A 22,052-nucleotide genomic window follows, 5' to 3' on the forward strand; every position below is an offset into this window, starting at 1 on the left:
CAACCGCGAGACCGAGCGGGTGGTCTCGCGGTTGATGCTGGCGGAATCAGGCGCTCTGGGACGCCTCGGTCGTGCCGGTCGTCGGCTTGCCGGCGCGGGTGCGGCGGCGGGACCGGCTGCGTTTGCGCTCGGTGGCCACCGCGTCGACGATGTTGTCGTCCGCGGCGGTCTCGGCCTCCCCCGCGGTGGCCTCCAGCGGCTTGCCGGCGCGGGTGCGGGTCCGGTTGCCCTTGCGGCGCCGCGGCCGCGGTCGCTCCCGGTCGCGGTCACGGTCACGGTCACGGTCGCGATCCTGGTCGCGGCCATGGCTGCGGGTCTTGCCCGTCTCGCCGATGTCCTCCAGCTCCTCGGCGTCCAGCCCGGCGCGGCCGTGCCGCTGGTCCTTCGGCAGCTTGCCCTTCGTGCCCTCGGGGATGCCGAGCACCGAAAAGAAGTGCGTGGACGTGGAGTAGGTCTCCTCCGGCGTGGGGAACGGCAGGTCGAGCGTGCCGTTGATCAGCTTCCACCGGGTGAGGTCGGACCAGTCGACGAACGTGACGGCGACGCCCTCCTTGCCCGCGCGGCCGGTCCGGCCGATGCGGTGCACGTAGGTGTCGGCGCTGTCGGGGCACTCGTAGTTGACGACATGGGTGACGTCGTCGACGTCGAGTCCGCGGGCCGCCACGTCGGTGGCGACCAGCACGCCGATCTTGCCGTTGCGGAACGCGCGGAGCGCCCGCTCACGCTGGCTCTGACCGAGATCGCCGTGCACGGCGGCGGCGTCGAAACCCCGCTGCACCAGATCGGCGGCGACCCGGTCACAGGCCCGCTTGGTCTGGCAGAAGATCATGGTCAGCCCGCGTCCGTCGGCCTGCAGGAGACGCGCGAGCATCTCCGGCTTGTCCATCTGGTGGGCCTGGAAGACGTGCTGGACGACCTGCGGTGTGGCGTCCGACTCGGTGTGCGACTCGGCCCGCACGTTGGTGGGCCGGGTCAGGTAGCGGCGCGACAGCGAAACGATCTCGCCCGGCATGGTCGCCGAGAACATCATCGTCTGCCGCTGCGCCGGGATCCGGTCGATGATCCGCTCGATGTCCGGCAGGAAGCCGAGGTCGAGCATCCGGTCGGCCTCGTCCAGCACCAGAATCTCGACCTGGGACAGGTCGAGGTGCTTCTGCTTGACGAGGTCGAGAAGCCGTCCCGGGGTGCCGACGACGACGTCGACGCCCTCGCGGAGCGCGTCGATCTGCGGCTCGTAGGCACGCCCGCCGTAGACCGACAGGACGCGGCTGCCGAGTTTGCCGCCGGCGACCAGGAGGTCGTCGGTGACCTGGAGGGCCAGCTCACGGGTCGGCGCCACGACGAGCGCACGCGGCGCGCGGCCGCCGTGCTCGATGCGCTGGAGCAGCGCGGCGCCGAAGGCGAGGGTCTTGCCGGTGCCCGTGCGGGCCTGGCCGATGATGTCGTGCCCGCCCAGCGCGATCGGCAGGGCGAGTTCCTGGATGGGGAACGCTTGAACGATGCCCTCTGCTTCAAGGGCATCTGCTATCTCGGGGACGACCCCGAGTTCACGAAAGGTAGTCAGGGCTTTCAGCCTCCAATATGCGGGGTCTCCGCTCCCGGGTGCGGCGCGGTTCGCCGGAGGGCGCGGCCGTGTGGGCACGCCCGCCGTTCGTTTCCTTTGGCCGCGCGCTCGCGCGAGAGGGACCTGCCGTTGATCAAAATCCGTCGGCGACCGCAGTCAGGGGTTGAGAGCAGTCACTCGCTGTGGCTGCGTGCGGTCACACTCCGCGACGCAGTGTACCGACCGTTGATTACATACACCAATAGCCGATCACAGGACTCAACGTTTCCACGGTTTCATGTATTCCATGCCCTGCCCGCCAGGGAGTATCCGCGGCCGCCGGAACCCGCCGAACCCGGCGCACGGCCGGTTGAGAGGCCTGTCAGAACGGCCACTTCCGGACATCGGTGCCCGGAAACGGGGGAAGCCCCCGCCTGCAGGTGGCGGAGGCTTCCGGCCGGTGGGGGCCGCGCTTCGTCGCGGTCAGTGCTTTTCCGAGGGGCGCCCCCCGCGCCCGGCTGCACGACTTCGTCGCGGTCAGAAGGTGCGGCGGCCTGGGCGCCAGCCGTGGCGCCGGCCCCGGCGGCCGTCGCCCCGGGCGTTCAGCGAGGTGAGCGCGGCCACCCCGAGCGCGGCGATCACCACGGCGAACACGACGGCGATCGGCGTGCCCGCGCCGAGCGCGTCGGCGACGACTCCGCCGACGACGGCGCCGGCGATCCCGACGAGGATCGTGAGCAGGACACCGATCGGGTTGCGTCCGGGGACGAGCAGCCGTGCCAGGGCTCCGATGACGGCACCGACGACGATGAACCAGAGGATCGTCGTGAGCATGTCGATCATCCATTCCTTTTCCGTGGGGCCCGTGGGCCCGTGGTCGGAGATCGATATGCCCGCTGTGCCGGAATGAAACAAAGGGCTGGTCAAGGCCCGGTGGAACGCGGTAAACCCATGCTCACGCGTACTGGGAGCCGAATCCCACGTTGCGCTGCTCGTCCTCGGAGATCTCCAGGTAGCCCACCCGTTCGGCCGGGACGACGACCCGGCCGGCGCGGCGGTCCTGGAGCGCGAACACCCCGCGCGGCTCGGACAGCGCGTCCGCCAGCGCCTCCTGGACCTCGTCGGCCGACTGCACGGTGTCTACCACGAGTTCCCTCGGAACGTTCTGCACACCGATGCGAACCTGCACGCGATGCTCCCGTCGTCCGTTCATGACCCGCCGACCACCGGCGGGTTCTTCCCCCGATGTTCGCACGGAGATCGTCCGCCGCGCCGTCACCGGCGTTCGGCCGAGGGTGAAACCCCGGCGGGGACGGCCCCCACGCCGTCGAGGCCCCGTCAGGTGGACTCGGTGGAGAGGGGGAAGCCGGAGATGCCGCGCCAGGCCAGCCGGGCGATGATCTTCTCGGCGGTGTCCTTCGGGATCGCCCGGTGCTGCGACAGCCAGAAGCGGGCGCTGACCTCCGCCATGCCGACCAGGCCCATCCCGAGCAGGTGAGCCTCCTCGGCCGGGGCGTTGGTGTCCTCGGCGATGACCTGGGCGATCATCTCGGCGCACTGCTGGTTGGCGCGGTCGACGCGCGCCCGCACGGGCGCGACGTTGCGCAGGTCGGACTCGAAGACGAGGCGGTACGCCTCGCCGTCGCCGGCCACGAAATCGTAGAAGGCCTGCATGCTCGCCTGGACGCGCAGTTTGTTGTCCGTGGTGGACCCAAGGGCGTCGCGGACGGTCTTCACCAGGGCTTCGGCATGCTCGTCCAGCAGGGCCAGGTACAGCTCCAGCTTGCCCGGGAAGTGCTGGTAGAGCACGGGTTTGCTGACGCCTGCGCGTTCGGCGATCTCATCCATCGCCGCCGCGTGGTACCCCTGCGCGACGAACACCTCCTGAGCCGCGCCGAGCAGTTGCCTGCGGCGCGCCAGTCGCGGCAGCCTCGTGCCGCGGGGGCGTGCGTCCGGGGTCGCGGTCACCACACTCTCCGATCAACGATCGATGCGGCGGATGGAGTGTCCGCCGCGCGGGAACAATCTCATCATCCTACGTGCGAGTAACTCCGCCGGTCACGGCCGAAGCACGTCGACGTTCCTTCACGCAGGTCAGTCTATTTCGGGCCAGGGCCTCCGGCATCCACGGCGCGACCTTCCGGAAAGGTTGTTGACTGTGCCGGAGACCAGCGAGGCCGCGCACGTGCGGGGGGCCCGCGGGGTCACCGGTAGTCGTCCTCGTCGAGAGGCACCTCGAACCGCTGCTCGACCACGTCCGCCTCGTTGACGTCGTCCGGCACCTGCGCGAACCACTCGCGGGACCGCTCGTCCTCGTCGAGCGCGGCCCGCTGCTCGGCGGCGTCGGCCTCGTTGGCCTCACCGGCCTCGCCCGGGTCGTCGGGTGCGGGCGGTTCCAGATCGTCGGTCTCGCTCATCACGGGTCCTCCTCGTACGTCCCTTCCGGGAACGGCTGCCTCACAGGTTCGCGGCCAGTTCCCGAAGCGGCGCCTCGACGGACTCGCCGTAGGTCGGGAACGCGTGGACGACGTCGGTGAGCAGGCTCAGCGGCGTCTCCGCGCGGATGGCCAGCGCGATCTCGCTCATCCACTCCTCGGCGTAGAGTCCGGCCGCGGCGGCGCCGACCAGCAGTCCGCGGGACCGGTCGGCGTACAGTTCCACCCGGCCGCGTTCGTCGGCCTCGACCGCCGCCCGGGCCGTCGCGGCGAGGTCGTACCCGGCCGTGTGGAGGTCTATGCCGAGTTCGGCGGCCTGCCTGGGCGAGATCCCCACCGAGTAGACGGTGGGCGTGGTGTAGACGACGCGGGGGACCGCGCGGTAGTCGGCCTCGCGGCGCCGCCCCAGGAGGTTGGACAGCGCCACCTGCGCCTGGTAGCGCGCGGCGTGGGTGGTGCGGGCGATGCCGGTGACGTCCCCCGCCGCCCAGACCCGGCCCGTGCCGGACGCCACCCGGCACGTGTCGTCCACCGGTACCCCGTGCCCCGGCGAGACGGGGACGCCGAGGTTCTCCAGCCCGATGCCCTCCACGCGGGGACGGCGGCCCGCGGCGACGAGGACGCGATCGGCGTCGAGCGCCCCGCCGTCCGACAGCCACAGCCGCAGCCCGGTGTCCTTGCGCCCCGCATGGCCGGGGCCGGCGCCGAGCCGCAGGTCGACGCCCATCCGGCGCAGCGCGTCGGCGAGCACCTCCCCGGCGAACGGCGCCTCGGCGGTCAGCAGCCGCCCGGACGCCTCGACGATCGACACCTGCGACCCGAACGACGCGTACACCTGCGCCATCTCGCAGCCGACCGGGCCGCCGCCGAGGATCACCAGCCGGCGCGGCAGATCGGGCACCGACAGCGCCTCGTCACTGGTCCACAGCGGGACGTCGGCGAGGCCGTCGACGGGCGGGATCACCGGCTCGCTGCCGGTGCAGACGACGAGGTCGTCGAAACCGTGCCCGGCGCCGTCCACCTCGATCAGGCCCGGTTCGGCGACGTGGCCCCGGCCGCGCAGGACGGTCACGCCGGCCTCGGCCATCCGCGCGACGGCGGGATCGTCGCCGCGGTGCCCTGCCAGCACGTCGCGCCGGGCGAGGGCCATCTCCCACGTCTCGCCGCGCCGCGCCGACAGCAGCAGCGACTTGGACGGCACGCACGCGAAGTACGGCGACTCCCCGCCGACCAGGCGTTTCTCGACGAGCGCGACGTCCCGGCCCGCGCGGGCGAGGCCCGACGCCACCAGTTCCCCGGCCGTTCCCCCGCCCAGCACCACGGCGTCGTAGTGGTGGTTGTCCGCCAACTGTTCTTCCTTCCGGCCCGTGGTGTCCCCGGTGAACAATCTTCATCCTCGGTGGCCTGCGCCGGTGCAGGCTCTTGCGCCGGGCCGATGAAAAAGGTTCAGCGACCATGGTGGCGGAATCCGGCGCCGGAGAGTGCCGCTTCGAACACATAGGGCAGGCGAAAGGGGTCGGGGCGGGCGGCCGGTCGGGCGGGGAACCTAGGGGAGCGGCCGGTGCTCCTTCAGCAGCGACTCCAGGAGGTCGCCGTGCTCGTCGACGCGGCCGAGGACGTCACCCGGGGTGAACATCAGGTCGGCGGCGTCCTCGCAGGACTCCAGCTCGTCCCACGTGATGGGCGTCGATACGGACGGGCGGCTCGCGGCGCGCAGCGAGTAGGGGGCGACGGTCGTCTTCGCGGGGTTGTTCTGGCTCCAGTCGACGAAGATCTTGCCCTTGCGCAGCCGCTTCTCCATCTTCGCGACGACCAGCCGGGGATGTTCCTCGGCGAGCCGCTGCGCGGCGGCCTTGGCGTACTCCGACGTCCGCTCCGCGTCCTTGGGCTCCTTGACCGGGACGTACAGGTGCAGTCCCTTCTTCCCGCTCGTCTTCGGGTAGGACTCCAGGCCGTCTTCGGCGAGCACGTCGCGGAGCAGCGCCGCCACCTCGCACGCCTCAACGATCGTGGCGGGCGCGCCCGGGTCCAGGTCGAAGACGACCAGGTCGGGTGTGTGCACCTTGCCGCGCGGCCCGACCTTCCACTGCGGGACGTGCAGTTCCAGCGCGGCGAGGTTGGCGCACCACACGAGCGTGGGCAGGTCGTCGACGACGACGAAGTCGAGCGTGTCGCGTCCCGTGGAGCTGCCGGGCGTGGGGATCGTCGCCGTCCGCACCCAGTCCGGGGTGTGCGAGGGGGCGTTCTTCTCGAAGAACTTCCCGCCGTCCACTCCGTCCGGCCACCGGATCCGGGTCGCGGCACGGTCCTTCAGGTGCGGAAGCATCACCGGGGCTATGCGGGCGTAGTAGTCGATGACCTCGCCCTTGGTGAACTCCGGGTAGAGGTTCTTGTCGAGGTTGGACAGCGAAAGCTGCTGGCCTTCCACCTCCACGGTCGTCCGCTTACCGGCCACAGGTCCTCCGGGGGTTACTGCTCACTGGTGACCTCCAGGGGGTCCTTGTCGTCGCGGAGGCCGCGCCAGGACGGGAAGCGCAGGCGGCCGTCCCTGGTGCGCGCACTGTAGGCGACCTCCCCGACGAGTTGTGGCTCAACCCATTGGGCGTCACGGGCGAACTCACGCGGGACAGGCTCGTCGTAGGGGCTGGTGGGGCGCCGCAGGGGCCACAGCGTCTCGTACAGCTCGTCCAGGGCGCGGTCGGTGAAGCCGGTGCCGACATGCCCGACGAAGCCCAGCAGCCCTTTGACGTCGTACTCGCCCAGGAGCAGCGAGCCCACGCCGCCTTCGCGCCGTCCCTTGCCGGGCTTCCAGCCGCAGACGATGACCTCGCGCGTCATGAAGTTCTTGACCTTGCGCCAGAAGTCGACGCGCCGGCCGGGACGGTACGGGGAGTCGAGGCGTTTGGCGAGCACGCCCTCGAGATGCTGCTCCCGGGTGAAGGCGAGCAACTCCTCGACCTGGGCGGTGTCGCCGCCGTGCAGGTACGGGGGCACCTCCACGGGGCCGGTTCCGGCCAGGTCCAGTTCGTCCAGCAGTGTGCGGCGGTCGGCGTACGGCATGTCGTACAAGACGTGCCCGTCCAGGAACAGGACGTCGAAGACCACGTACCTGACCGGCACCTCCCGGATCAGCCTGGGGTCGGGGTGGGCCACGTGCATGCGGCGCTGGAGGCGTTCGAAGCTGGGCCTTCCTTCCTCGAAGGCGACGACCTCGCCGTCGAGGACGACGTCATGGTGGGGGAGGAGGTCGGCCAGGGCGGACAGTTCCGGGTAGCGGCTCGTGACGTCGCCGCCGCGCCGCCCGGTGGCCCGGACGCCGTCGGCGGAGACGTGCGACACGACGCGGACGCCGTCCCATTTCAGCTCCAGGCCCCACTGCTCGCCGTCGGAGGGAAGGTTCCCGATGGCGGCCATCATCGGCTCAACGGGCCACGGCATGGTCATACCGCCGTCTTACCCGGTCCGGCCCCGCAGAAAAGGATCAAGGGTCCGTTCTGGTGCAAATCGAACGAGGTTGCGACGCTAAGGGCGGAGAACGTGCTGGTTCGGGACGTGGTGGGTTGTCGGGACGTGGTGGGTTGTCGGGACGTGGTGGGTAGGGACTGGTCATGCGCAGTATCTGGAAGGGCGCCATCTCGTTCGGGCTGGTGACGATACCGGTGAAGCTGTATTCGGCGACCGAGCAGAGGGACGTCAGCTTCCACCAGGTTCACCGGGAGGACGGGGCGCGCATCAAGTACAAGCGGGTGTGCACCGCCGACGGCGAGGAGGTGCCGTACTCCGACATCGCCAAGGGGTACGAGCTGCCGAGCGGTGAGATGGTGATCCTCACCGACGAGGACTTCGCCGACCTGCCGCTGACGTCCAGCCGCCGGATCGACGTCCTGCGGTTCGTGGAGTCGGAGGAGGTCGACCCGATCTACTTCGCGAAGTCGTACTACCTGGAGCCCGACGCGCAGGGCGCCAAGCCGTACGTGCTGCTGCGGGACGCGCTGGAGAACTCGGGCCAGGTCGCCATCGTCAAGATCGCGATCCGGCAGCGGGAGTCGCTGGCGACGCTGCGGGTCCGGCAGGGCGTGTTCGTGCTGGAGACGATGCTCTGGCCGGACGAGGTCCGCAGGCCCGACTTCGCGTTCCTGGACGAGGACATCGAGATCCGCAAGCAGGAGCTGTCGATGGCGACCTCTCTGATCGAGTCGATGGAGGGGGAGTTCGACCCGTCGGAGTACAAGGACGCCTACCGGGAGGCCCTCCAGTCGGTGATCGACGCCAAGATCGAGGGCCGGGAGGTCGCGCGGCCCGCCGAGGGGCCCGAGGAGGAGCCCGCCGCCGACCTGCTCAGCGCGCTGCGCGCGAGCGTCGAGGCGGCCAAGAAGAGCCGCGGCGAGAAGGACGGCAAGTCCGCGTCCGGCAAGGGAGGGTCGGAGAAGAAGCCCGCCGCGCGCAAGTCGTCGTCGAAGTCGGGCCAGAAGAAGGAGCCGGCGAAGGGCCGGAGCCGCAAGTCGGCCTGACCGCCCCGCCGGGGAACCGGGCGGCCCGCCGCCGGGCGCCCGGCGGCGGGCGGCGTCGTCCGGGTCAGAACGGAACGTCGGTGCAGGTCAGCCGAGCACCGGCGTCGCCCGTCTCCCGGTCGGTCGGCCTGGCGTGGACGATGACCGACCCGGCCGCCTTCTCGGCGACCCTCCACGGCACGACGGCCTTTGAGCGGCCTTCACCGCCGGGCGCGATCTCGACGTCCAGCCAGATCTCCTTCTCGGAGAGCGGCGTACCTTCCGGGGCGTCCGGGTTCTGGTAGTGCGGCCCGGCGTCTTCGGGTCCGGGCCCGCACTTGTTCACGTGGACGTGGACGCCGAACGTCCGCCCGGCGGCCTTGTCCGGGAAACCCGACACGTGCAGCCGGACGACCGTCTCGTCCTTCTTGCGGACGACGGCGACCTTCGTCTTGGTGTGCCGGTACTTCTGGTCGTAGACCTTGGCCGGCCCCTCGGCGACGACCTTGTGCGGATCGGGACAGGCCAGGGCGGGGGCCGAGAGCGGTACCAGCGCGGCTCCAGCCGCCGCCAGCGTGACGGCGGCCCGGACGGACGGTCGCATGATCTTCCTCTCCATATCGATCTCGGATGACCACAAGATCATTCCCGCGGAGAGCGAGCCTCAGTTCACGCGACCCGTCTGCATCGGGTCAAAAGCCGATCATGTCCACCGGGCATCGCCCTACCGGGCGCCTCCCCGGGCGGGCGTCGAACATGGCCAGGATCGTGTCGCGCGGGTCGGGTCCGGCGGCGGCGATCCCGGTCTCCCAGCGCTGCCGGCCGCGGCGACGTGGTTCCGCGACAGCGAGGGAACCTCCTCGGCCTGGGCCAGTACGTCTACGACTGAAGCCGATCCCCGGTGTCGCCGCGCGCCCTAGTTGTCGCGGCGGGCGGTGAGGACGCGGCCGAGCGCGGTGGCGGCGGCGGACGGGTCGGCGCACGGCGCGATGCGCTCGCCCCAGCCGTAGAAGTACGACCAGCTGTCGTCCGACCGTTCCCGGGCCGCGATGACGTTCTCGTTCATCGCCCGCGTCCGCGGGTCGGCGACGAGCGCGGAGGGCCACCGGTCGGCGGGGGCGGCGACCTCGACGGCCCAGCCGCGGGAGCGCAGTTCGTCGGTCAGGCGCTCCAGGTGCCCGAGCGCCGTCTCGGCATCGCTGATCACCTGCGTGGACATGGTGCCTCCAAAGGAACATCCCGTGAATACCGTGGGGAGCCGCCGGGGCCTGTGCCGTGGGGCGCGTCACGCGAGGTGCCGCCGGTGGGACGACGCTGTGCCTCCGGTCGAATGACGTTCAGTCTTCCGGCGGGTGAGGGAGATCACAAGCGGTTTGCACGCATTGGCGGCCGGCGCGTCGCACGCGCCGGCCGCCGGAGGGCTCGGTCGAGGGTCAGCCCACGGGTTCCAGCTCCGACCGCGACGGCGGTGCCTCCGCGTCGCCCTCGCGGATGCCGTAGCGGCGGTAGAGCTTGGCGAGCGGGGCGGGCGCCCACCAGTTCGCGCGGCCCAGCAGCCGCATCGTCGCGGGCACCAGCAGCGCCCGGACGACCGTCGCGTCCAGCAGGATCGCGATGGCCATCCCGACGCCGGTCATCTTGATGAACGTGATGCCCGAGGTCGCGAACGCGCCGATCACGACGATGAACAGCAGCGCGGCGCTGGTGATGATGGCGCCGGTCCGCTGGACGCCGGCGGCGACCGCGGCGGTGTTGTCGCCGGTCAGGTCGTACTGCTCGCGGACCCGCGACAGCAGGAACACCTCGTAGTCCATCGAGATGCCGAACAGCATGGCCAGCATCAGGATCGGCATCGCCGGCGAGATCGTGCCGGTCGCGGTGAAGTTCAGGAGCCCGGACAGGTGCCCGTCCTGGAAGATCAGCACGACGGCGCCGAACGTGGCCGACAGCGACAGCATGTTCATCACGATCGCCTTCAGCGGCAGCAGGACCGACCCGAACGCGAGGAACAGCAGGGCGAACGTCGCGCCGCCGACGAGCACGCCGAGCCAGGGCAGGGTCGAGCCGATGCTGTCGAGCTGGTCGACGACGTCGGCGGTGGCGCCGCCGACGTACGACTGCGCGCCGGGCGGCGCCGGGACGTCCCTGACGTCCTGGACGAGGTCGCGGGCGGCACCGGAGTTGGGGTCGGCGTCGTAGCGCAGCGCGATCCGCGTCGTCGTGCCCTCGGCGCCGGTCACCGCCGCGTCCGTGACCCCGGGGACCGCGGCCAGGCGGTCCCCGTACGCCTGGACCGCGGCCCGGTCGGACGTCCCCGTCACCACGGCCTCGATCGGGTTCGTGGCGTTGCGCGGGAACTGCGTCTCCAGCGTCTCGGCGACGACGCGGGCGTCGGCTCCGTCCGGCATGACCCTGGCGTCCACACCGCCCCAGTCGATGCGCAGGAACGGGCCGCCGAGCGCGAGGAGCAGCGCCACGGTGGCGACGACGTAGATCAGCGGCCGGCGCATGACGCTGTGCGCCACCCGGCCCCACCAGCCGTCGACGCGGCTGTGGGACGCCCCGTTATCGCCGTTCTTGCCGCGCCGCCGGACCGACAGCGCGTCCACCTTCGGACCGAGGACGGCCAGCAGCGCGGGCAGCACGGTCAGTGCCCCGACCATGCAGACGACCACGGTCGCGATCCCGCCGTAGCCCATCGAGACGAGGAACTTCTGGTCGAACAGCAGCAGCCCGGACAGCGACACCGCGACGGTCACGCCGGAGACCGCGACGGTGCGTCCGGCGGTGGCCATCGTCGCGGCGAGGGCGTCCTCGGCCGAGCGGCCGTCGCGCCGGATCTCCTCCCGGAACCGGCTCACCATGAACAGCCCGTAGTCGATGGCGAGGCCGAGCCCGAGGAACGTGGTGATGTTCACCGCGAAGATCGACACGTCGGTCACGTAGGTGAGCGCGTGCAGCGCGGTGAACGATCCGAGGATGGCCATGCCGCCGACCAGCATCGGCAGGCTCGCCGACACCAGCCCGCCGAAGATCAGCACGAGCAGCACCAGCAGCACGGGGATGGCCATGGCCTCGGCGCGTCCGATGTCGGACGAGACGCGCTCGTTGATCGCGGTCTCGGTGGCGACGTTCCCGCCGGCCTTGGCGGTGAGGCCGCCGCCGACCTCGGTCACGCCGTCCCGGATCGACTCGTAGGCGTCGTCCCTCGCCTCCTGGTCGGCACCGGCGAGTTCCAGGACGGCGTAGGTGGCGGTGCGGTCATGGCTGACGAACTGCGGAGACCGGGTCGTCCAGTACGTGGCGGTGCCGGCGACCTTGTCCGACGGGAGGCCGGACAGGGCCCGCTCGACCGCCGCCCGGTACGCCGGGTCGTCCACAGTCGTCCGGCCCTGGTAGAGGATCACGACGTCCGCCGCGTCCCGTCCGAGGTCGCGTTCGGCGATCTGTGCCGCCTTCGCGCTTTCACTGCCCGGCGTGTCGAACCCGCCGGACGAGGTCAGTGCGCCGAAGACGCCCGTCCCCCACACGCCGGCGAAGACCAGCGCGGCGCCCGCGACGGCGAGGACCCAGCGCCGCCGCCTGTGGACCCATCTGCCCCATCGATCGAACATCGTCCTCTCCCCTGTCCAGTGACATCCGTAAGCTACAGTGAATGCCGTAAACTGCGAACGGTGTTAACATTGCATACGGCGTTCGCTTTAGTCAAGGGCGTTTTTGGGGAATCATGCGGGGACGGCCGGACGCGGCCCCGCACGGCCGGCAGGGACCAGGAAAGAGGGCGGCGTAGTGGGAACACGGCGTGATCGGCTGCGCGCGGCGACGGTCAAGGAGATCTCCGAGACCGCCCGGCGGATCCTCGTCGAGGAGGGCCCCGAGGCGGTGACGCTCCGGGCGATCGCCCGGGAGATGGGGATGACCGCGCCGGCGCTCTACCGCTACTTCGGCAGCCACCACGAGCTGCTGCGGCACCTGGTCGGCGACGTCTTCACCGAGCTGACGGGCGAGCTGCACGCCTCGATGGAGGCCGTCCCGCCGGGCGACATGAGCGGCAAGTTCCTGGCGGTGGCGCGCCGGTTCCGCCACTGGGCGCTGGCGCACCCCCGCGAGTACGCGCTGCTGTTCGGCGCCCCCGTCCGCGGCGCCGGCAACCAGGAACAGGTCGACTTCGCCGAGGACTGCGCCCGCAGGTTCGGCTGGACGTTCATGGCCCTGTTCCTGGAGCTGTGGAACAAGAAGCCGTTCCCCATCCCGCCCGACGACGAGATCGACCCCGCCCTGCGCCCGCAGCTGGCCCGCTACCGCGACGAGGTCGTCGGCGTCGACCTGCCGCTCGGGGTGATCCAGCAGTTCCTCAAGTGCTGGATCCGCCTGCAGGGCGGCGTCAGCCTCGACGTCTTCGGCCATCTGGAGTTCGCCCTCGACGACGCCGAGCCGATGTTCGAGCTGATGCTCGCCGAGATAGGCCCCTCGATAGGCCTCACCTACACCCCACCGGCCCGCGGCTGAGCGCGGGACCGCGGGGCGGCGGGAAGGCGGACGGTGAACACCGCCCCCGCTCCGCGCCGGGCGGGCCGAAGCCGTCGCCGCGGACGGCCGGCTCGGCCGCCGCGAAGAGAAGAGCCCCAGACCGTGGTCCGGGGCCCTGTCTCTGCTGAAGGAGCGGTCAGTAGGACGGCTGGCTCGGGTCGATCTGGTTGACCCAGGCCAGGACGCCGCCGCCTACGTGGACGGCGTCGGCGAAGCCGGCGTTCTTGACCACGGCGAGGGCCTCGGCGGAGCGGGCGCCCGACTTGCAGTGCAGGACGATCTTCTTGTCCTGGGGGAGGCGCTCCAGGGCGGAGCCGTTGAGGAACTCGCCCTTCGGGATCAGCGTGGCGCCCGGGATCGAGACGATCTCGTACTCGTTGGGCTCGCGGACGTCCACCAGGAAGATGTCGTCGCCGCCGTCCTGCATGGCCTTGAGGTCGGTGACGGTGATCGTGGAGTCCTTCGCGGCCTCGGTGGCCTCCTCGGAGACGGCGCCGCAGAACGCCTCGTAGTCCTCGAGGAGCTCGGTCTGCGTCGGGTTCTTGCCGCACAGCGGGCACTCGGGGTCCTTGCGGACCTTGACCGACCGGTACGTCATCTCCAGCGCGTCGTAGATCATCAGGCGGCCGACGAGGGGCTCGCCGATGCCGGTGAGGAGCTTGATGCCCTCGTTCACCTGGATGGAGCCGATCGACGAGCACAGCACGCCGAGGACGCCGCCCTCGGCGCAGGACGGGACCATGCCGGGCGGCGGGGGCTCGGGGTAGAGGCAGCGGTAGCAGGGGCCGTGCTCGGCCCAGAAGACGGACGCCTGGCCGTCGAAGCGGTAGATCGACCCCCACACGTACGGCTTGCCGAGGAGGACGGCCGCGTCGTTCACCATGTAGCGGGTCGCGAAGTTGTCGGTGCCGTCGAGGATCAGGTCGTACCCGGAGAAGATGTCCATGATGTTGTCGCGGTCGAGCGCGGTGTTGTGCACGACCACGTCGATCAGCGGGTTGATCTCACGGACGGCCTCGGCGGCGGACTCGACCTTCGGCCTGCCGAGGGACGACTGCTTGTGGATGATCTGCCGCTGCAGGTTGGACTCGTCCACGACGTCGAAGTCGATGACGCCGAGGGTGCCCACCCCGGCGGCGGCGAGATAGAGCAGGGCGGGGGAGCCGAGACCGCCGGCACCCACGACCAGGACCTTGGAGTTCTTCAGTCGCTTCTGCCCGGACATGCCCACGTCGGGGATGATCAGGTGTCGCGAGTAGCGGTTGACCTCGTCGCGGGTGAGCTCCGCTGCGGGCTCGACCAGAGGTGGCAACGACACGGTGGGTGCTCCTGTGCTGACGCTCGGCTGTGTTGTGGGCGGGACGTCATCGTCCTCACCCTCGCACAACCTTGCCATGTGCTGCGGCATTCCCGGGCGCCGGGCGCCCCGGACGGGGCCCTCACCCGAATGTCAGGGCGGAATGTCGCGAAGCACAGTTAATCTTGACTGTTGTGGCATTCCTGCCCCCCTCCCAGCAGCCGCCCCCGCCGCGGCCCCCGTACCCACCGGGCATGCCCGGTGGCCCTCCGTACGGTCAGCGCGCGGGCCCGTACGCGGGCCCTCCGGGGCCCCCGGGGCCCGCTCCCGCCCGGCCCGTGACGGTGCTCGGCCTGCGCGGACGGCAGTGGATGGTCGTCGCGCTCGTCGTCGGATGCTGCTACCTGGTCACCACCGGGATCTCCTTCACCGGCGCCTGGGCGGCCCTCAACCGCGAGCCCACCAACGCCGAGTTGCAGCACGCCGCGAACAAAGAGGTGGCGCGCCGCTGGCAGGCGTGGCCCGCGCAGCGCATCTTCCCCGAGCGGCTTCCGTACAGCCCGCAGTCGGGGCAGAGCGAGTACGCGTCCCGGATGGGCATCGTCCCGGACACCGGCTGCGCGCAGGCCGTGGACGCCCAGATCGCGAAGACGATCCAAAGGCACGGCTGCAAGGCCGTCCTGCGCGCCACCTACGTCGACCAGCTCCTGGGCGTCGTCGTCACGATCGGCGTGGTGGCGTTCCCCGACGCTTGGAAGGCCGACAAGGCGTACAAGGAGCTGCCCGGTTCGAAGGGCCCGGACGGGACGGGATCGGTGCGTCCCGCGCTGCACGCGGCACCGTTCCCGGGGACGGCGTCCGCCCGGTTCACCGACGAGGCCCGGCAGGACCGGACCATCGACCGCGGCGGCCCGTACGTCGTGCTGACGACGTCGGGCCAGGCCGACGGCCGCCCCGCGGCCGCGGTCAAGAAGGAACGGCCGGGTGAGCCGTTCGCCCTGGCGCCGCAGATCGCCCACGCGGTCGCGCGGTCGCTGTCCGCCAGGGCCCTGCCCGACTGCTCCAAGCCGGAGTGGCAATGCTGACGGGAGGGCGATGCTGACCCGAGTGCCGATGCCCCGGCGTGCCGTGGCCGCCGTCTTCGCGGTGGCGCTGGCCGGGACGTGGCTCATGCCCGTCCCCGCGCACGCCGACGTGGTGCGCGACCGGCAGCGGCCCATTCTCAGGACCCTCGGCATGGACGCCGCCTGGAAGGTCACCCGGGGCAAGGGCGTGACCGTCGCCGTCGTCGACTCCGGCGTCAACGCCCGCCAGGCCGACCTGGCCGGATCGGTCACGACCGGCCCCAACATGCTCGAAGAGATCGACGGCGGGTCCACCCCGACGCGGGCGCACGGCACCGCGATGGCGTCGCTGATCGCCGGGCACGGCCACGGGCCCGGCCGCCGCGACGGGGTCATCGGGATCGCGCCGGAGGCCCGCATCCTGTCCGTCCGGGTGATCAGCGAGCCGGAGGACCCGAACTACGTCCGCTACCGGACGTTGGAGGAGGCCGACGGCGCGGTGGCGCGCGGCATCCGCTACGCCGCCGACCACGGCGCCGACGTCATCAACCTCTCGCTCGGCAAGGACAACGAGGTCAGCGGCGAGCGCGCCGCGATCGGCTACGCCATCGGCAAGGGCATCACGGTGGTCTCCGCGGTCGGCAACGAAGGCGACGAGGAGCGCGCCCTCGACGGCGACGGGTTCGCGCCGTACTCCTACCCGGCGTCCTACCCGGGCGTCATCGCGGTCGCCGCGACCGAGGAGGACCACTCACGCGCGCCGTTCTCCAACCGGAACTTCTCGGTGCTGCTGTCCGCTCCGGGGAAGGACCTGCCCGTCGCGGGGTCCGGCGGCCAGTACTTCCTGAGCAGCGGCACCAGCGACTCCAGCGCGGTCGTCTCCGGGATCGTCGCGCTCATCCGCGCCAAGTACCCCAAGCTGACGCCGGCGCTGATCGCCCAGGCGCTGATCGAGAGCACGAGGCACGGCCCCTCGGGAGGCTACAACGCGGACGTCGGGTTCGGCGAGGTGCACGCGTCACGCGCCCTGGCGGCGGCCGGGGCGCTGGCCTCCGCCGGTTCCGGCGGGTCCAAGGGCAAGCCCGCCCGGCAGCGGTTCGGGAAGGACGTCCCCGGGGCCGTCGAGGTCATCGAGCGCCCCGCCTGGGTCAACCCGCTGATCATCGCGATCGTGGTGGCCGGGATCGGCGGGACGATCACAGCGGGGGCGATCTCGGTGACGTTCCGGCGCCGCCACCCCCGGACGCCGGGGGGCCCGCCGGGGGGCCCGCTGCCCGTCCCGGCAGGCGGCCCGCGGCCTTTCCCGCCGCGCGGTGGCCCCTACGGCCCGCCTCCGGGGCAGCAGCCCCAGGCCCGTCCGCAGTACCACCCGCCGACGCCGCCGCCCCACAGACCACCCGGCCCGGCGGGCGGCCCGCCACCGCCCGCCTGATCGGCCCGGAACCGGCGCGGCGGAGCGCGAGGAGTCAGAATTGGCGCGTGCATGCAGACCCTGACGAGTACGCCGAAGCCGTCCTGGACGCGGTCGAGCTGATCCCGCCGGGACGCGTCCTGTCCTACGGCGACGTCGCCGAGCTGGTCGGACGGGGCGGGCCCCGGCAGGTCGGCCGGGTGATGTCCCTGTACGGGGGCGGGGTCCCCTGGTGGCGGGTCATCCGGGCGGACGGGAGCCCGCCGAAATGCCATGAGGGACGCGCCCACGAGCACTACCGCGCCGAGGGAACGCCCCTGCGCCCCGACGGCCGCCGCGTCGACATGACCCGGGCCCGCTGGCCGGGGCCGTCCTGACGGGCCGTCCCGTCAGCGGTGAAGGCGGAAGGCGAGGAACCCGACGACGTCGGTCGTCCCGGCGCCGAACGTGAGCAGCACCAGCAGCACGGCGCGCAGCCGGAGCGCGCCGGCCGGACGATCCCCCGCCGCCGCGGCGGGCGCGGCGGCGGGGGACAGATCTGACGAGGCGGTCAAGGCACCCCCTAGTAGATGATCAGCCCGATCATCGTGGACACGGCCAGGCCGGCGATGACGGGCAGGAACGAGCGGCGGACGAGTTCGAGGACGGGGACCCGCGTGAACCCCGCCACCGCGATCAGCGACGACCAGGCGACCAGGACGCCGCCGCCGGACCAGATGCTGCCCATCTGCCCGATCGCGGCGAGCAGCGCCGGGTCGACGCCGGACGCCGGGCCGAGCGTGCCGGCCAGCGAGCCGGTGAGCGGCAGGCCGGAGAACCCCGACCCGTCCAGCCCGGTGATCATTCCGATGATCAGCACGCCGAAGCCGAGCAGCGCGGTCACCAGCGCGATGATCAGGAAGATGCCGAACAGCTCGGACGCCGCGGTCAGGCTGGCGTTGAAGATCGACTCCAGTCCCGTGGCGAAGTCGCCGGTGAACACCCAGGCGGTCAGGAACGTCGCCGCCACCGCGGGGATGACGACGTTCTTGCGGGCGATCATGACGGCGATGATGAGGATGATTCCGGACAGATAGATCCAGTGAGCGGCTCCCAAAGCGCGCCCCCTCCCTGTACGCGCGCCCCCATTCGAGTCCGACGGGCGCAACGGTTGCAGAGAATGTGCTCGATCGGTCCGGGGTGAACAATGAGGAACGTGCACACTGCCCGGCTAGTCATTTTGTGCACCATGTCGGGGTTTCCGCCAAGGAACCCGCAGCGCACCGGGCCAGTGTGCACGGTGCCCAAGGAAAGTGCGGGATCTTCGGCCATCGGCCCGTATCGGTGCTGATCAGGGTCCCCGGGAGGAGATCTTCGGGCCGGTGCTGGCGTTCCAGCGCGCGTCCGGGTTCGACGAGGCCGCCGAGCTGGCGAACGGGACCGGCTACGGGCTGTCCGCCGGGATCGTCACCGGGGACCTCGACCGGGCGCTGGAGTTCGCGCGCCGGTCCGAGAGCGGTCTCGTGAAGGTCAACCAGCCCACGTCCGGAATGGCGATGACCGTGCCGTTCGGCGGGCTCAAGGAGTCGGGCACGCAGACGTTCAAGGAGCAGGCCGGGCCCTCGATGATGCTCTTTTGCACGCAAGAGAAAAGCGTCTACATATCGCCCAGGTAATCGGCCCGATAAAGGGCAGGGAAGGAGAAGGGAAATGGCAGAGCTGCTGTCCAGGGACGCGTTCCGCGCCGAGCTGGAGAACGCCATCGGGCAACGAGGCGTTCGGCATCGACCAGATGCACCCCGGAAAATTCGCGATCTTCGTGGGCGGATTCCCCGTCGTCCACGACGGCGAGGTCGTCGGCGCCGTCGGAGTCAGCGGCGGGAACGGCGACCAGGACAAGGCCGTCGGCGCCGCCGCGCTGCGCGCGTTCAGGGAGAAGGTCGCCACGGCGTGGCCGCCGTCCGACGCGTGACCGCCGTCCGACGCGTGACCGCCGTCTGACGCGGGGCCACCTTGGCGACATGCGTGTGTTGTGGTCAGAACAGTCACGGTGATCTGTTCCAATGAACTGTTGTGCCGTCTGCTTCCTACCGTCTCGTGCGCCGCGCGGGCCCCGCGCGGGCCGTCCCGCCCGTGCTCGACGAGCAGCAGCGGCGGGTGGTGGAGCATGCCGGCGGGCCGATGCTGGTGCTGGCCGGTCCCGGCACCGGGAAGACGACGACGATCGTCGAGGCGGTCGTCGACCGCATCGAGAACCGTGGCGCCGACCCGGAACGCGTGCTCGTCCTGACGTTCAGCCGCAAGGCGGCGGGGGAGCTGCGGGAGCGGATCACGGGGCGGCTGCACCGGACGACGCGGACGCCGCTGGCGCTCACTTTCCACAGCTACGCCTACGCGCTGCTCAGGCGCGACGCCGTGTTGAACGAGGAGCCGGCCCCGCGGCTGCTGTCCGGGCCGGAGCAGCTCCTCGAAGTTCGGCGCCTGCTGGAGGGCGAGCTGGCGGACGGGGCGCGGGACTGGCCGGAACGGTTGAGGGCCGCCCTGGCGACGCGCGGGTTCGCCGAAGAACTGCGCGACTTCACCCTGCGTGCGGTCGAGCGGCAGTACATCGCGGACGACCTCGTCGCGCTCGGGCGCATGCGCGGACGCGACGACTGGCCCGCCATCGGTGCGTTCATGGACCGGTACGTCGACCGGTTCGCGCTGGACCCCGTCCCCACCTACGACTACGGCGAGCTGATCCACATGGCCGCCGGCATGCTCGCGGACGAGGAGGTGCGGATCCGGGAGCAGGACGCCTACGACATCGTGTTCGTCGACGAGTACCAGGACACCGACCCTGCGCAGGAAGCGCTACTGCACTACCTCGCCGGGGACGGCCGCGACCTCGTCGTCGTCGGCGACCCCGACCAGTCCATCTACGGGTTCCGGGGCGCCGACGTACGCGGCATCCAGGAGTTCCCCAACCGCTTCCTCACACTGGACGGCGCCCCCGCGCCCGTCGTCGCGTTGCGGACGTGCCGCCGGATGGGCCCCGAGATCCTCACCGCGTCCCGGCGCATCGCGCGCCGCCTTCCCGCGGGGACGGCCGGCGCCGCCGAACACCGCGCGCTGCATCCCGTGGAGGAACTGGACGACGGCGAAGTACGAGCTGTGTCTTCCAGGGGGGGCGGCCCCTCTGGACCCCCCGATGAAGTGCGCGCAGTAATCGCCGACTCCGAAAGCCAGGAGTCGGCGCTCGTCGCCGACGAGTTGCGCCGCGCACACCTCCTCGACGGTGTTCCGTGGTCGCGGATGGCGGTCCTTGTGCGAAGCGCCGTGCGGCAGGTTCCGGTGCTGCGGCGCGCGCTCGCCCAGGCCGGTGTGCCGGTGGTCGTCGCGGGCGACGAGGTTCCCCTGATCGGCGAGCCCGCCGTCCGCCCGTTCCTGATCCTGCTGCGCGCCGCGCTGAAGAAGGGATACCTGGACGAGGTCGTCGCAGAAGACCTGCTGACGGGCCCGCTAGGCGGAGCCGACGCGCTGGCCATGCGCCGCCTGAAACGGGCACTGCGCGACCTGGAGGAGCTGTCCGGCGGACAGCGTCCCCTCGGTGAGCTTCTGATCGCGGCGGTCGACGACCCGCGTGAGCTCATACTCGTCCACGAGAAGGTCCGCGCTCCCGCCGAACGGATCGCGCACCTCATCGATGTGGCGCGCCGCAGCGTCCACGACGGCGGGACCGCCGAGGACGTGCTGTGGGCCGTGTGGCAGGAGAGCGGCCAGGCCGACGTACTGCTGGGGCAGAGCATCAAAGGGGGCACGCGCGGTGCGGCGGCCGACCGTGACCTCGACGCCGTCGTGGCGCTGTTCGACCATGCCGCACGGTTCGTCGACCGGCTTCCCCAGGCCGGGCCCGAACTGTTCGTCGACAACATCGCGTCCCAGGAGATCGCCGGTGACACGCTCGCCGAGCAGGCGCCGCAGGGCGAGGCCGTCCGGATCCTCACCGCGCACCGCTCGAAGGGACTGGAGTGGGACGTGGTCGTCGTCGCCGGCGTCCAGGAGGGCGTCTGGCCGGACGTGCGGCTGCGCGGGTCGCTGCTGGGCGTCGAGGAGATGGTCGAGCACGCCGCCGGGTCCGAGCCGGAAGGCGACGCCGCGGCCGGTGCGTCCATGGCGGCGAAGATGCTCGACGAGGAACGCCGCCTGTTCTACGTGGCCGTCACACGCGCCCGGAAACGGCTCGTCGTCACGGCCGTCGGCGGCGACGACACCGAGGAACGCCCGTCCCGGTTCCTCAACGAACTGCTCCCCGGCGCGATCGAACAATCGCAGCTGGACGAGAAGACCCGGTGGCTTTCGCTGTCCGCGCTGGTCGCCGACCTGCGTTCCGCCGTCGCCGACCCGTCCCGCCCGGAGCCGCTGAGACGCGCCGCCGCCGGGCACCTGGCGCGGCTCGCGCGCGCGGGCGTGCGGGGAGCGAGGCCGGAGAACTGGTATGCCATCACCGCGTTGTCCGACTCGGGGCCCGCTTTCACCGAGGACGAGCAGATCACCATCTCGCCGTCCCAGGTCGAGGCGTTCACCACGTGCGGGCTGCGGTGGCTGCTCGCCTCCGCGGTCGGCGCGCAGGAGGGCGGGCCCAACGAGTACAGCACGATGGGCAAGGTCATCCACGCGGTCGCCGAGATGGCCGGCGCCGACGACGGCATCAGCGAGGTCCATGTCGCAGAGCGGCTCGACGAGATCTGGAACGACCTGGAGTTCCGCAGCTCGTGGTACTCCGAGAAGCAGCGTGAGCAGGCCGCCCGGATGGTCGACAGGTTCCTCACCTGGCACCGCGACAATCCCAACGAGGTCGTCGCGCTGGAGGAGTCGTTCAAGGTCGACCTCGGCCGCGTCGTCATCAAGGGCCGCATCGACCGCGCCGAACGCGACGAGCAGGGCCGCGCGGTCATCATCGACGTCAAGACGTCCTCCACCGCCGTCCCCAAGGACGACCTGGCCCGCCACCCGCAGCTCGGCGTCTACCAGTACGCGGTGATGCTGGGCGCGTTCGAGCGGCACGGCCTGATCGAGCCCGGCGGCGCCAAGCTCGTCCAGGTCGGCAAGGCCGCGTTCGCCGCCAGGGCACGCGAGCAGGAGCAGCCGCCGCCCTCCGACGACGAGGACCCCGACTGGCCCAAGAAGCTCATCGAGGTCGTCGCGACGGGCATGGCCGGCGATGTGTTTCGAGCGCGGGCCAACGACAAGTGTCGCACCTGTCCCGTACGCTCTTGCTGCCCTGTTCACGACGAGGGCGGCCAGGTCGGGGACTAGCTCGG

At 71.3% G+C, this 22,052-nt stretch carries 22 protein-coding genes; 8 read left to right on the forward strand and 14 right to left on the reverse strand.

The annotated features are described in order from the left end of the window. Positions 1–46: 46 nt before the first annotated feature. The 8 genes from ACTWPP_RS11695 to ligD (ACTWPP_RS11730) all read right to left on the reverse strand — a co-directional run bounded on the left by ACTWPP_RS11695 (position 47) and on the right by ligD (ACTWPP_RS11730) (position 7,422). Positions 47–1,528 (reverse strand): DEAD/DEAH box helicase, encoded by a 1,482-nt coding sequence (locus tag ACTWPP_RS11695; RefSeq protein ID WP_443104568.1) that lies wholly within the window; start codon positions 1,526–1,528, stop codon positions 47–49. Positions 1,529–2,080: 552 nt separating this feature from the next. After that, a complete protein-coding gene (locus tag ACTWPP_RS11700; protein ID WP_443104211.1) occupies positions 2,081–2,386 on the reverse strand; it encodes a GlsB/YeaQ/YmgE family stress response membrane protein in 306 nt (101 codons plus the stop codon). A 112-nt stretch (positions 2,387–2,498) separates the two neighbouring features. Further along, a complete protein-coding gene (locus ACTWPP_RS11705; RefSeq protein WP_443104212.1) occupies positions 2,499–2,732 on the reverse strand; it encodes a DUF3107 domain-containing protein in 234 nt (77 codons plus the stop codon). A gap of 149 nt (positions 2,733–2,881) precedes the next feature. Then, a complete protein-coding gene (locus ACTWPP_RS11710; RefSeq protein ID WP_443104213.1) occupies positions 2,882–3,511 on the reverse strand; it encodes a TetR/AcrR family transcriptional regulator in 630 nt (209 codons plus the stop codon). Positions 3,512–3,747: 236 nt separating this feature from the next. Next, on the reverse strand, positions 3,748–3,960 hold the full coding sequence (locus tag ACTWPP_RS11715) for a hypothetical protein (RefSeq protein ID WP_443104214.1): 213 nt from the start codon (positions 3,958–3,960) through the stop codon (positions 3,748–3,750). 40 nt (positions 3,961–4,000) lie between these two features. Then, positions 4,001–5,326: a dihydrolipoyl dehydrogenase family protein gene (locus tag ACTWPP_RS11720; RefSeq protein WP_443104215.1), complete on the reverse strand. Its 1,326-nt coding sequence runs from the start codon at positions 5,324–5,326 to the stop codon at positions 4,001–4,003. A gap of 198 nt (positions 5,327–5,524) precedes the next feature. Then, complete coding sequence (ligD, locus tag ACTWPP_RS11725; protein ID WP_443104216.1) at positions 5,525–6,433, reverse strand: non-homologous end-joining DNA ligase; 909 nt, start codon at positions 6,431–6,433, stop codon at positions 5,525–5,527. Between the two features lie 14 nt (positions 6,434–6,447). Next, complete coding sequence (gene ligD, locus ACTWPP_RS11730; protein WP_443104217.1) at positions 6,448–7,422, reverse strand: non-homologous end-joining DNA ligase; 975 nt, start codon at positions 7,420–7,422, stop codon at positions 6,448–6,450. A gap of 164 nt (positions 7,423–7,586) precedes the next feature. On the opposite strand from ligD (ACTWPP_RS11730), the gene ku reads away from it, so the two are divergent. Beyond that, positions 7,587–8,489, forward strand: a complete 903-nt coding sequence (ku, locus tag ACTWPP_RS11735; protein ID WP_443104218.1) for a non-homologous end joining protein Ku — start codon at positions 7,587–7,589, stop codon at positions 8,487–8,489. A 64-nt stretch (positions 8,490–8,553) separates the two neighbouring features. Here ku and ACTWPP_RS11740 read toward each other — a convergent pair whose 3' ends face one another. From ACTWPP_RS11740 to ACTWPP_RS11750, 3 genes are all read right to left on the reverse strand, one after another. Beyond that, on the reverse strand, positions 8,554–9,072 hold the full coding sequence (locus ACTWPP_RS11740) for a superoxide dismutase family protein (RefSeq protein WP_443104219.1): 519 nt from the start codon (positions 9,070–9,072) through the stop codon (positions 8,554–8,556). Positions 9,073–9,384: 312 nt separating this feature from the next. Beyond that, positions 9,385–9,687, reverse strand: a complete 303-nt coding sequence (locus ACTWPP_RS11745; protein WP_443104220.1) for a hypothetical protein — start codon at positions 9,685–9,687, stop codon at positions 9,385–9,387. Positions 9,688–9,901: 214 nt separating this feature from the next. After that, positions 9,902–12,082, reverse strand: a complete 2,181-nt coding sequence (locus tag ACTWPP_RS11750) for an MMPL family transporter (RefSeq protein ID WP_443104221.1) — start codon at positions 12,080–12,082, stop codon at positions 9,902–9,904. Between the two features lie 175 nt (positions 12,083–12,257). Here ACTWPP_RS11750 and ACTWPP_RS11755 point away from each other — a divergent pair, with 175 nt between their 5' ends. Further along, positions 12,258–12,977: a TetR/AcrR family transcriptional regulator gene (locus ACTWPP_RS11755; protein WP_443104222.1), complete on the forward strand. Its 720-nt coding sequence runs from the start codon at positions 12,258–12,260 to the stop codon at positions 12,975–12,977. A 157-nt stretch (positions 12,978–13,134) separates the two neighbouring features. Here the strand turns inward: ACTWPP_RS11755 and moeZ are convergent, their stop codons facing one another. Beyond that, complete coding sequence (gene moeZ, locus ACTWPP_RS11760) at positions 13,135–14,316, reverse strand: adenylyltransferase/sulfurtransferase MoeZ (RefSeq protein WP_443104223.1); 1,182 nt, start codon at positions 14,314–14,316, stop codon at positions 13,135–13,137. Between the two features lie 317 nt (positions 14,317–14,633). Between moeZ and ACTWPP_RS11765 the strand changes: the two genes are divergently transcribed. Genes ACTWPP_RS11765 through ACTWPP_RS11775 form a run of 3 tightly spaced genes read left to right on the forward strand, consistent with a single transcriptional unit; the run spans position 14,634 to position 17,147 of the window. Continuing rightward, positions 14,634–15,380, forward strand: coding sequence for a hypothetical protein (locus tag ACTWPP_RS11765; protein ID WP_443104224.1), 747 nt, complete (start codon positions 14,634–14,636; stop codon positions 15,378–15,380). Between the two features lie 10 nt (positions 15,381–15,390). Then, on the forward strand, positions 15,391–16,791 hold the full coding sequence (locus tag ACTWPP_RS11770) for a S8 family serine peptidase (RefSeq protein ID WP_443104225.1): 1,401 nt from the start codon (positions 15,391–15,393) through the stop codon (positions 16,789–16,791). Between the two features lie 47 nt (positions 16,792–16,838). Continuing rightward, a complete protein-coding gene (locus ACTWPP_RS11775) occupies positions 16,839–17,147 on the forward strand; it encodes an MGMT family protein (protein ID WP_443104226.1) in 309 nt (102 codons plus the stop codon). 12 nt (positions 17,148–17,159) lie between these two features. On the opposite strand, the gene ACTWPP_RS11780 is transcribed toward ACTWPP_RS11775, so the two are convergent. Both ACTWPP_RS11780 and ACTWPP_RS11785 read right to left on the reverse strand, forming a co-directional pair. Beyond that, complete coding sequence (locus tag ACTWPP_RS11780) at positions 17,160–17,324, reverse strand: hypothetical protein (RefSeq protein ID WP_443104227.1); 165 nt, start codon at positions 17,322–17,324, stop codon at positions 17,160–17,162. An 8-nt stretch (positions 17,325–17,332) separates the two neighbouring features. Next, complete coding sequence (locus tag ACTWPP_RS11785) at positions 17,333–17,866, reverse strand: hypothetical protein (protein ID WP_443104228.1); 534 nt, start codon at positions 17,864–17,866, stop codon at positions 17,333–17,335. Positions 17,867–18,062: 196 nt separating this feature from the next. Between ACTWPP_RS11785 and ACTWPP_RS11790 the strand changes: the two genes are divergently transcribed. The 3 genes from ACTWPP_RS11790 (at position 18,063) to ACTWPP_RS11800 (ending at position 22,047) form a co-directional block, all read left to right on the forward strand. Next, positions 18,063–18,425 carry an aldehyde dehydrogenase family protein gene (locus ACTWPP_RS11790; protein WP_443104229.1) on the forward strand — a complete coding sequence of 121 codons (363 nt, stop codon included), beginning with the start codon at positions 18,063–18,065 and terminating at the stop codon, positions 18,423–18,425. Further along, positions 18,386–18,721, forward strand: coding sequence for a heme-binding protein (locus ACTWPP_RS11795; RefSeq protein ID WP_443104230.1), 336 nt, complete (start codon positions 18,386–18,388; stop codon positions 18,719–18,721). The genes ACTWPP_RS11790 and ACTWPP_RS11795 overlap by 40 nt, the downstream gene beginning before the upstream one ends. Before the next feature lie 101 nt (positions 18,722–18,822). Beyond that, the gene (locus tag ACTWPP_RS11800) at positions 18,823–22,047 is read left to right on the forward strand and encodes an ATP-dependent helicase (RefSeq protein WP_443104231.1); all 3,225 of its coding nucleotides are present in this window, start codon (positions 18,823–18,825) and stop codon (positions 22,045–22,047) included. Positions 22,048–22,052 lie beyond the last annotated feature (5 nt).

This window comes from Actinomadura sp. 3N407, from assembly GCF_052245875.1.
Lineage (GTDB): Bacteria > Actinomycetota > Actinomycetes > Streptosporangiales > Streptosporangiaceae > Spirillospora.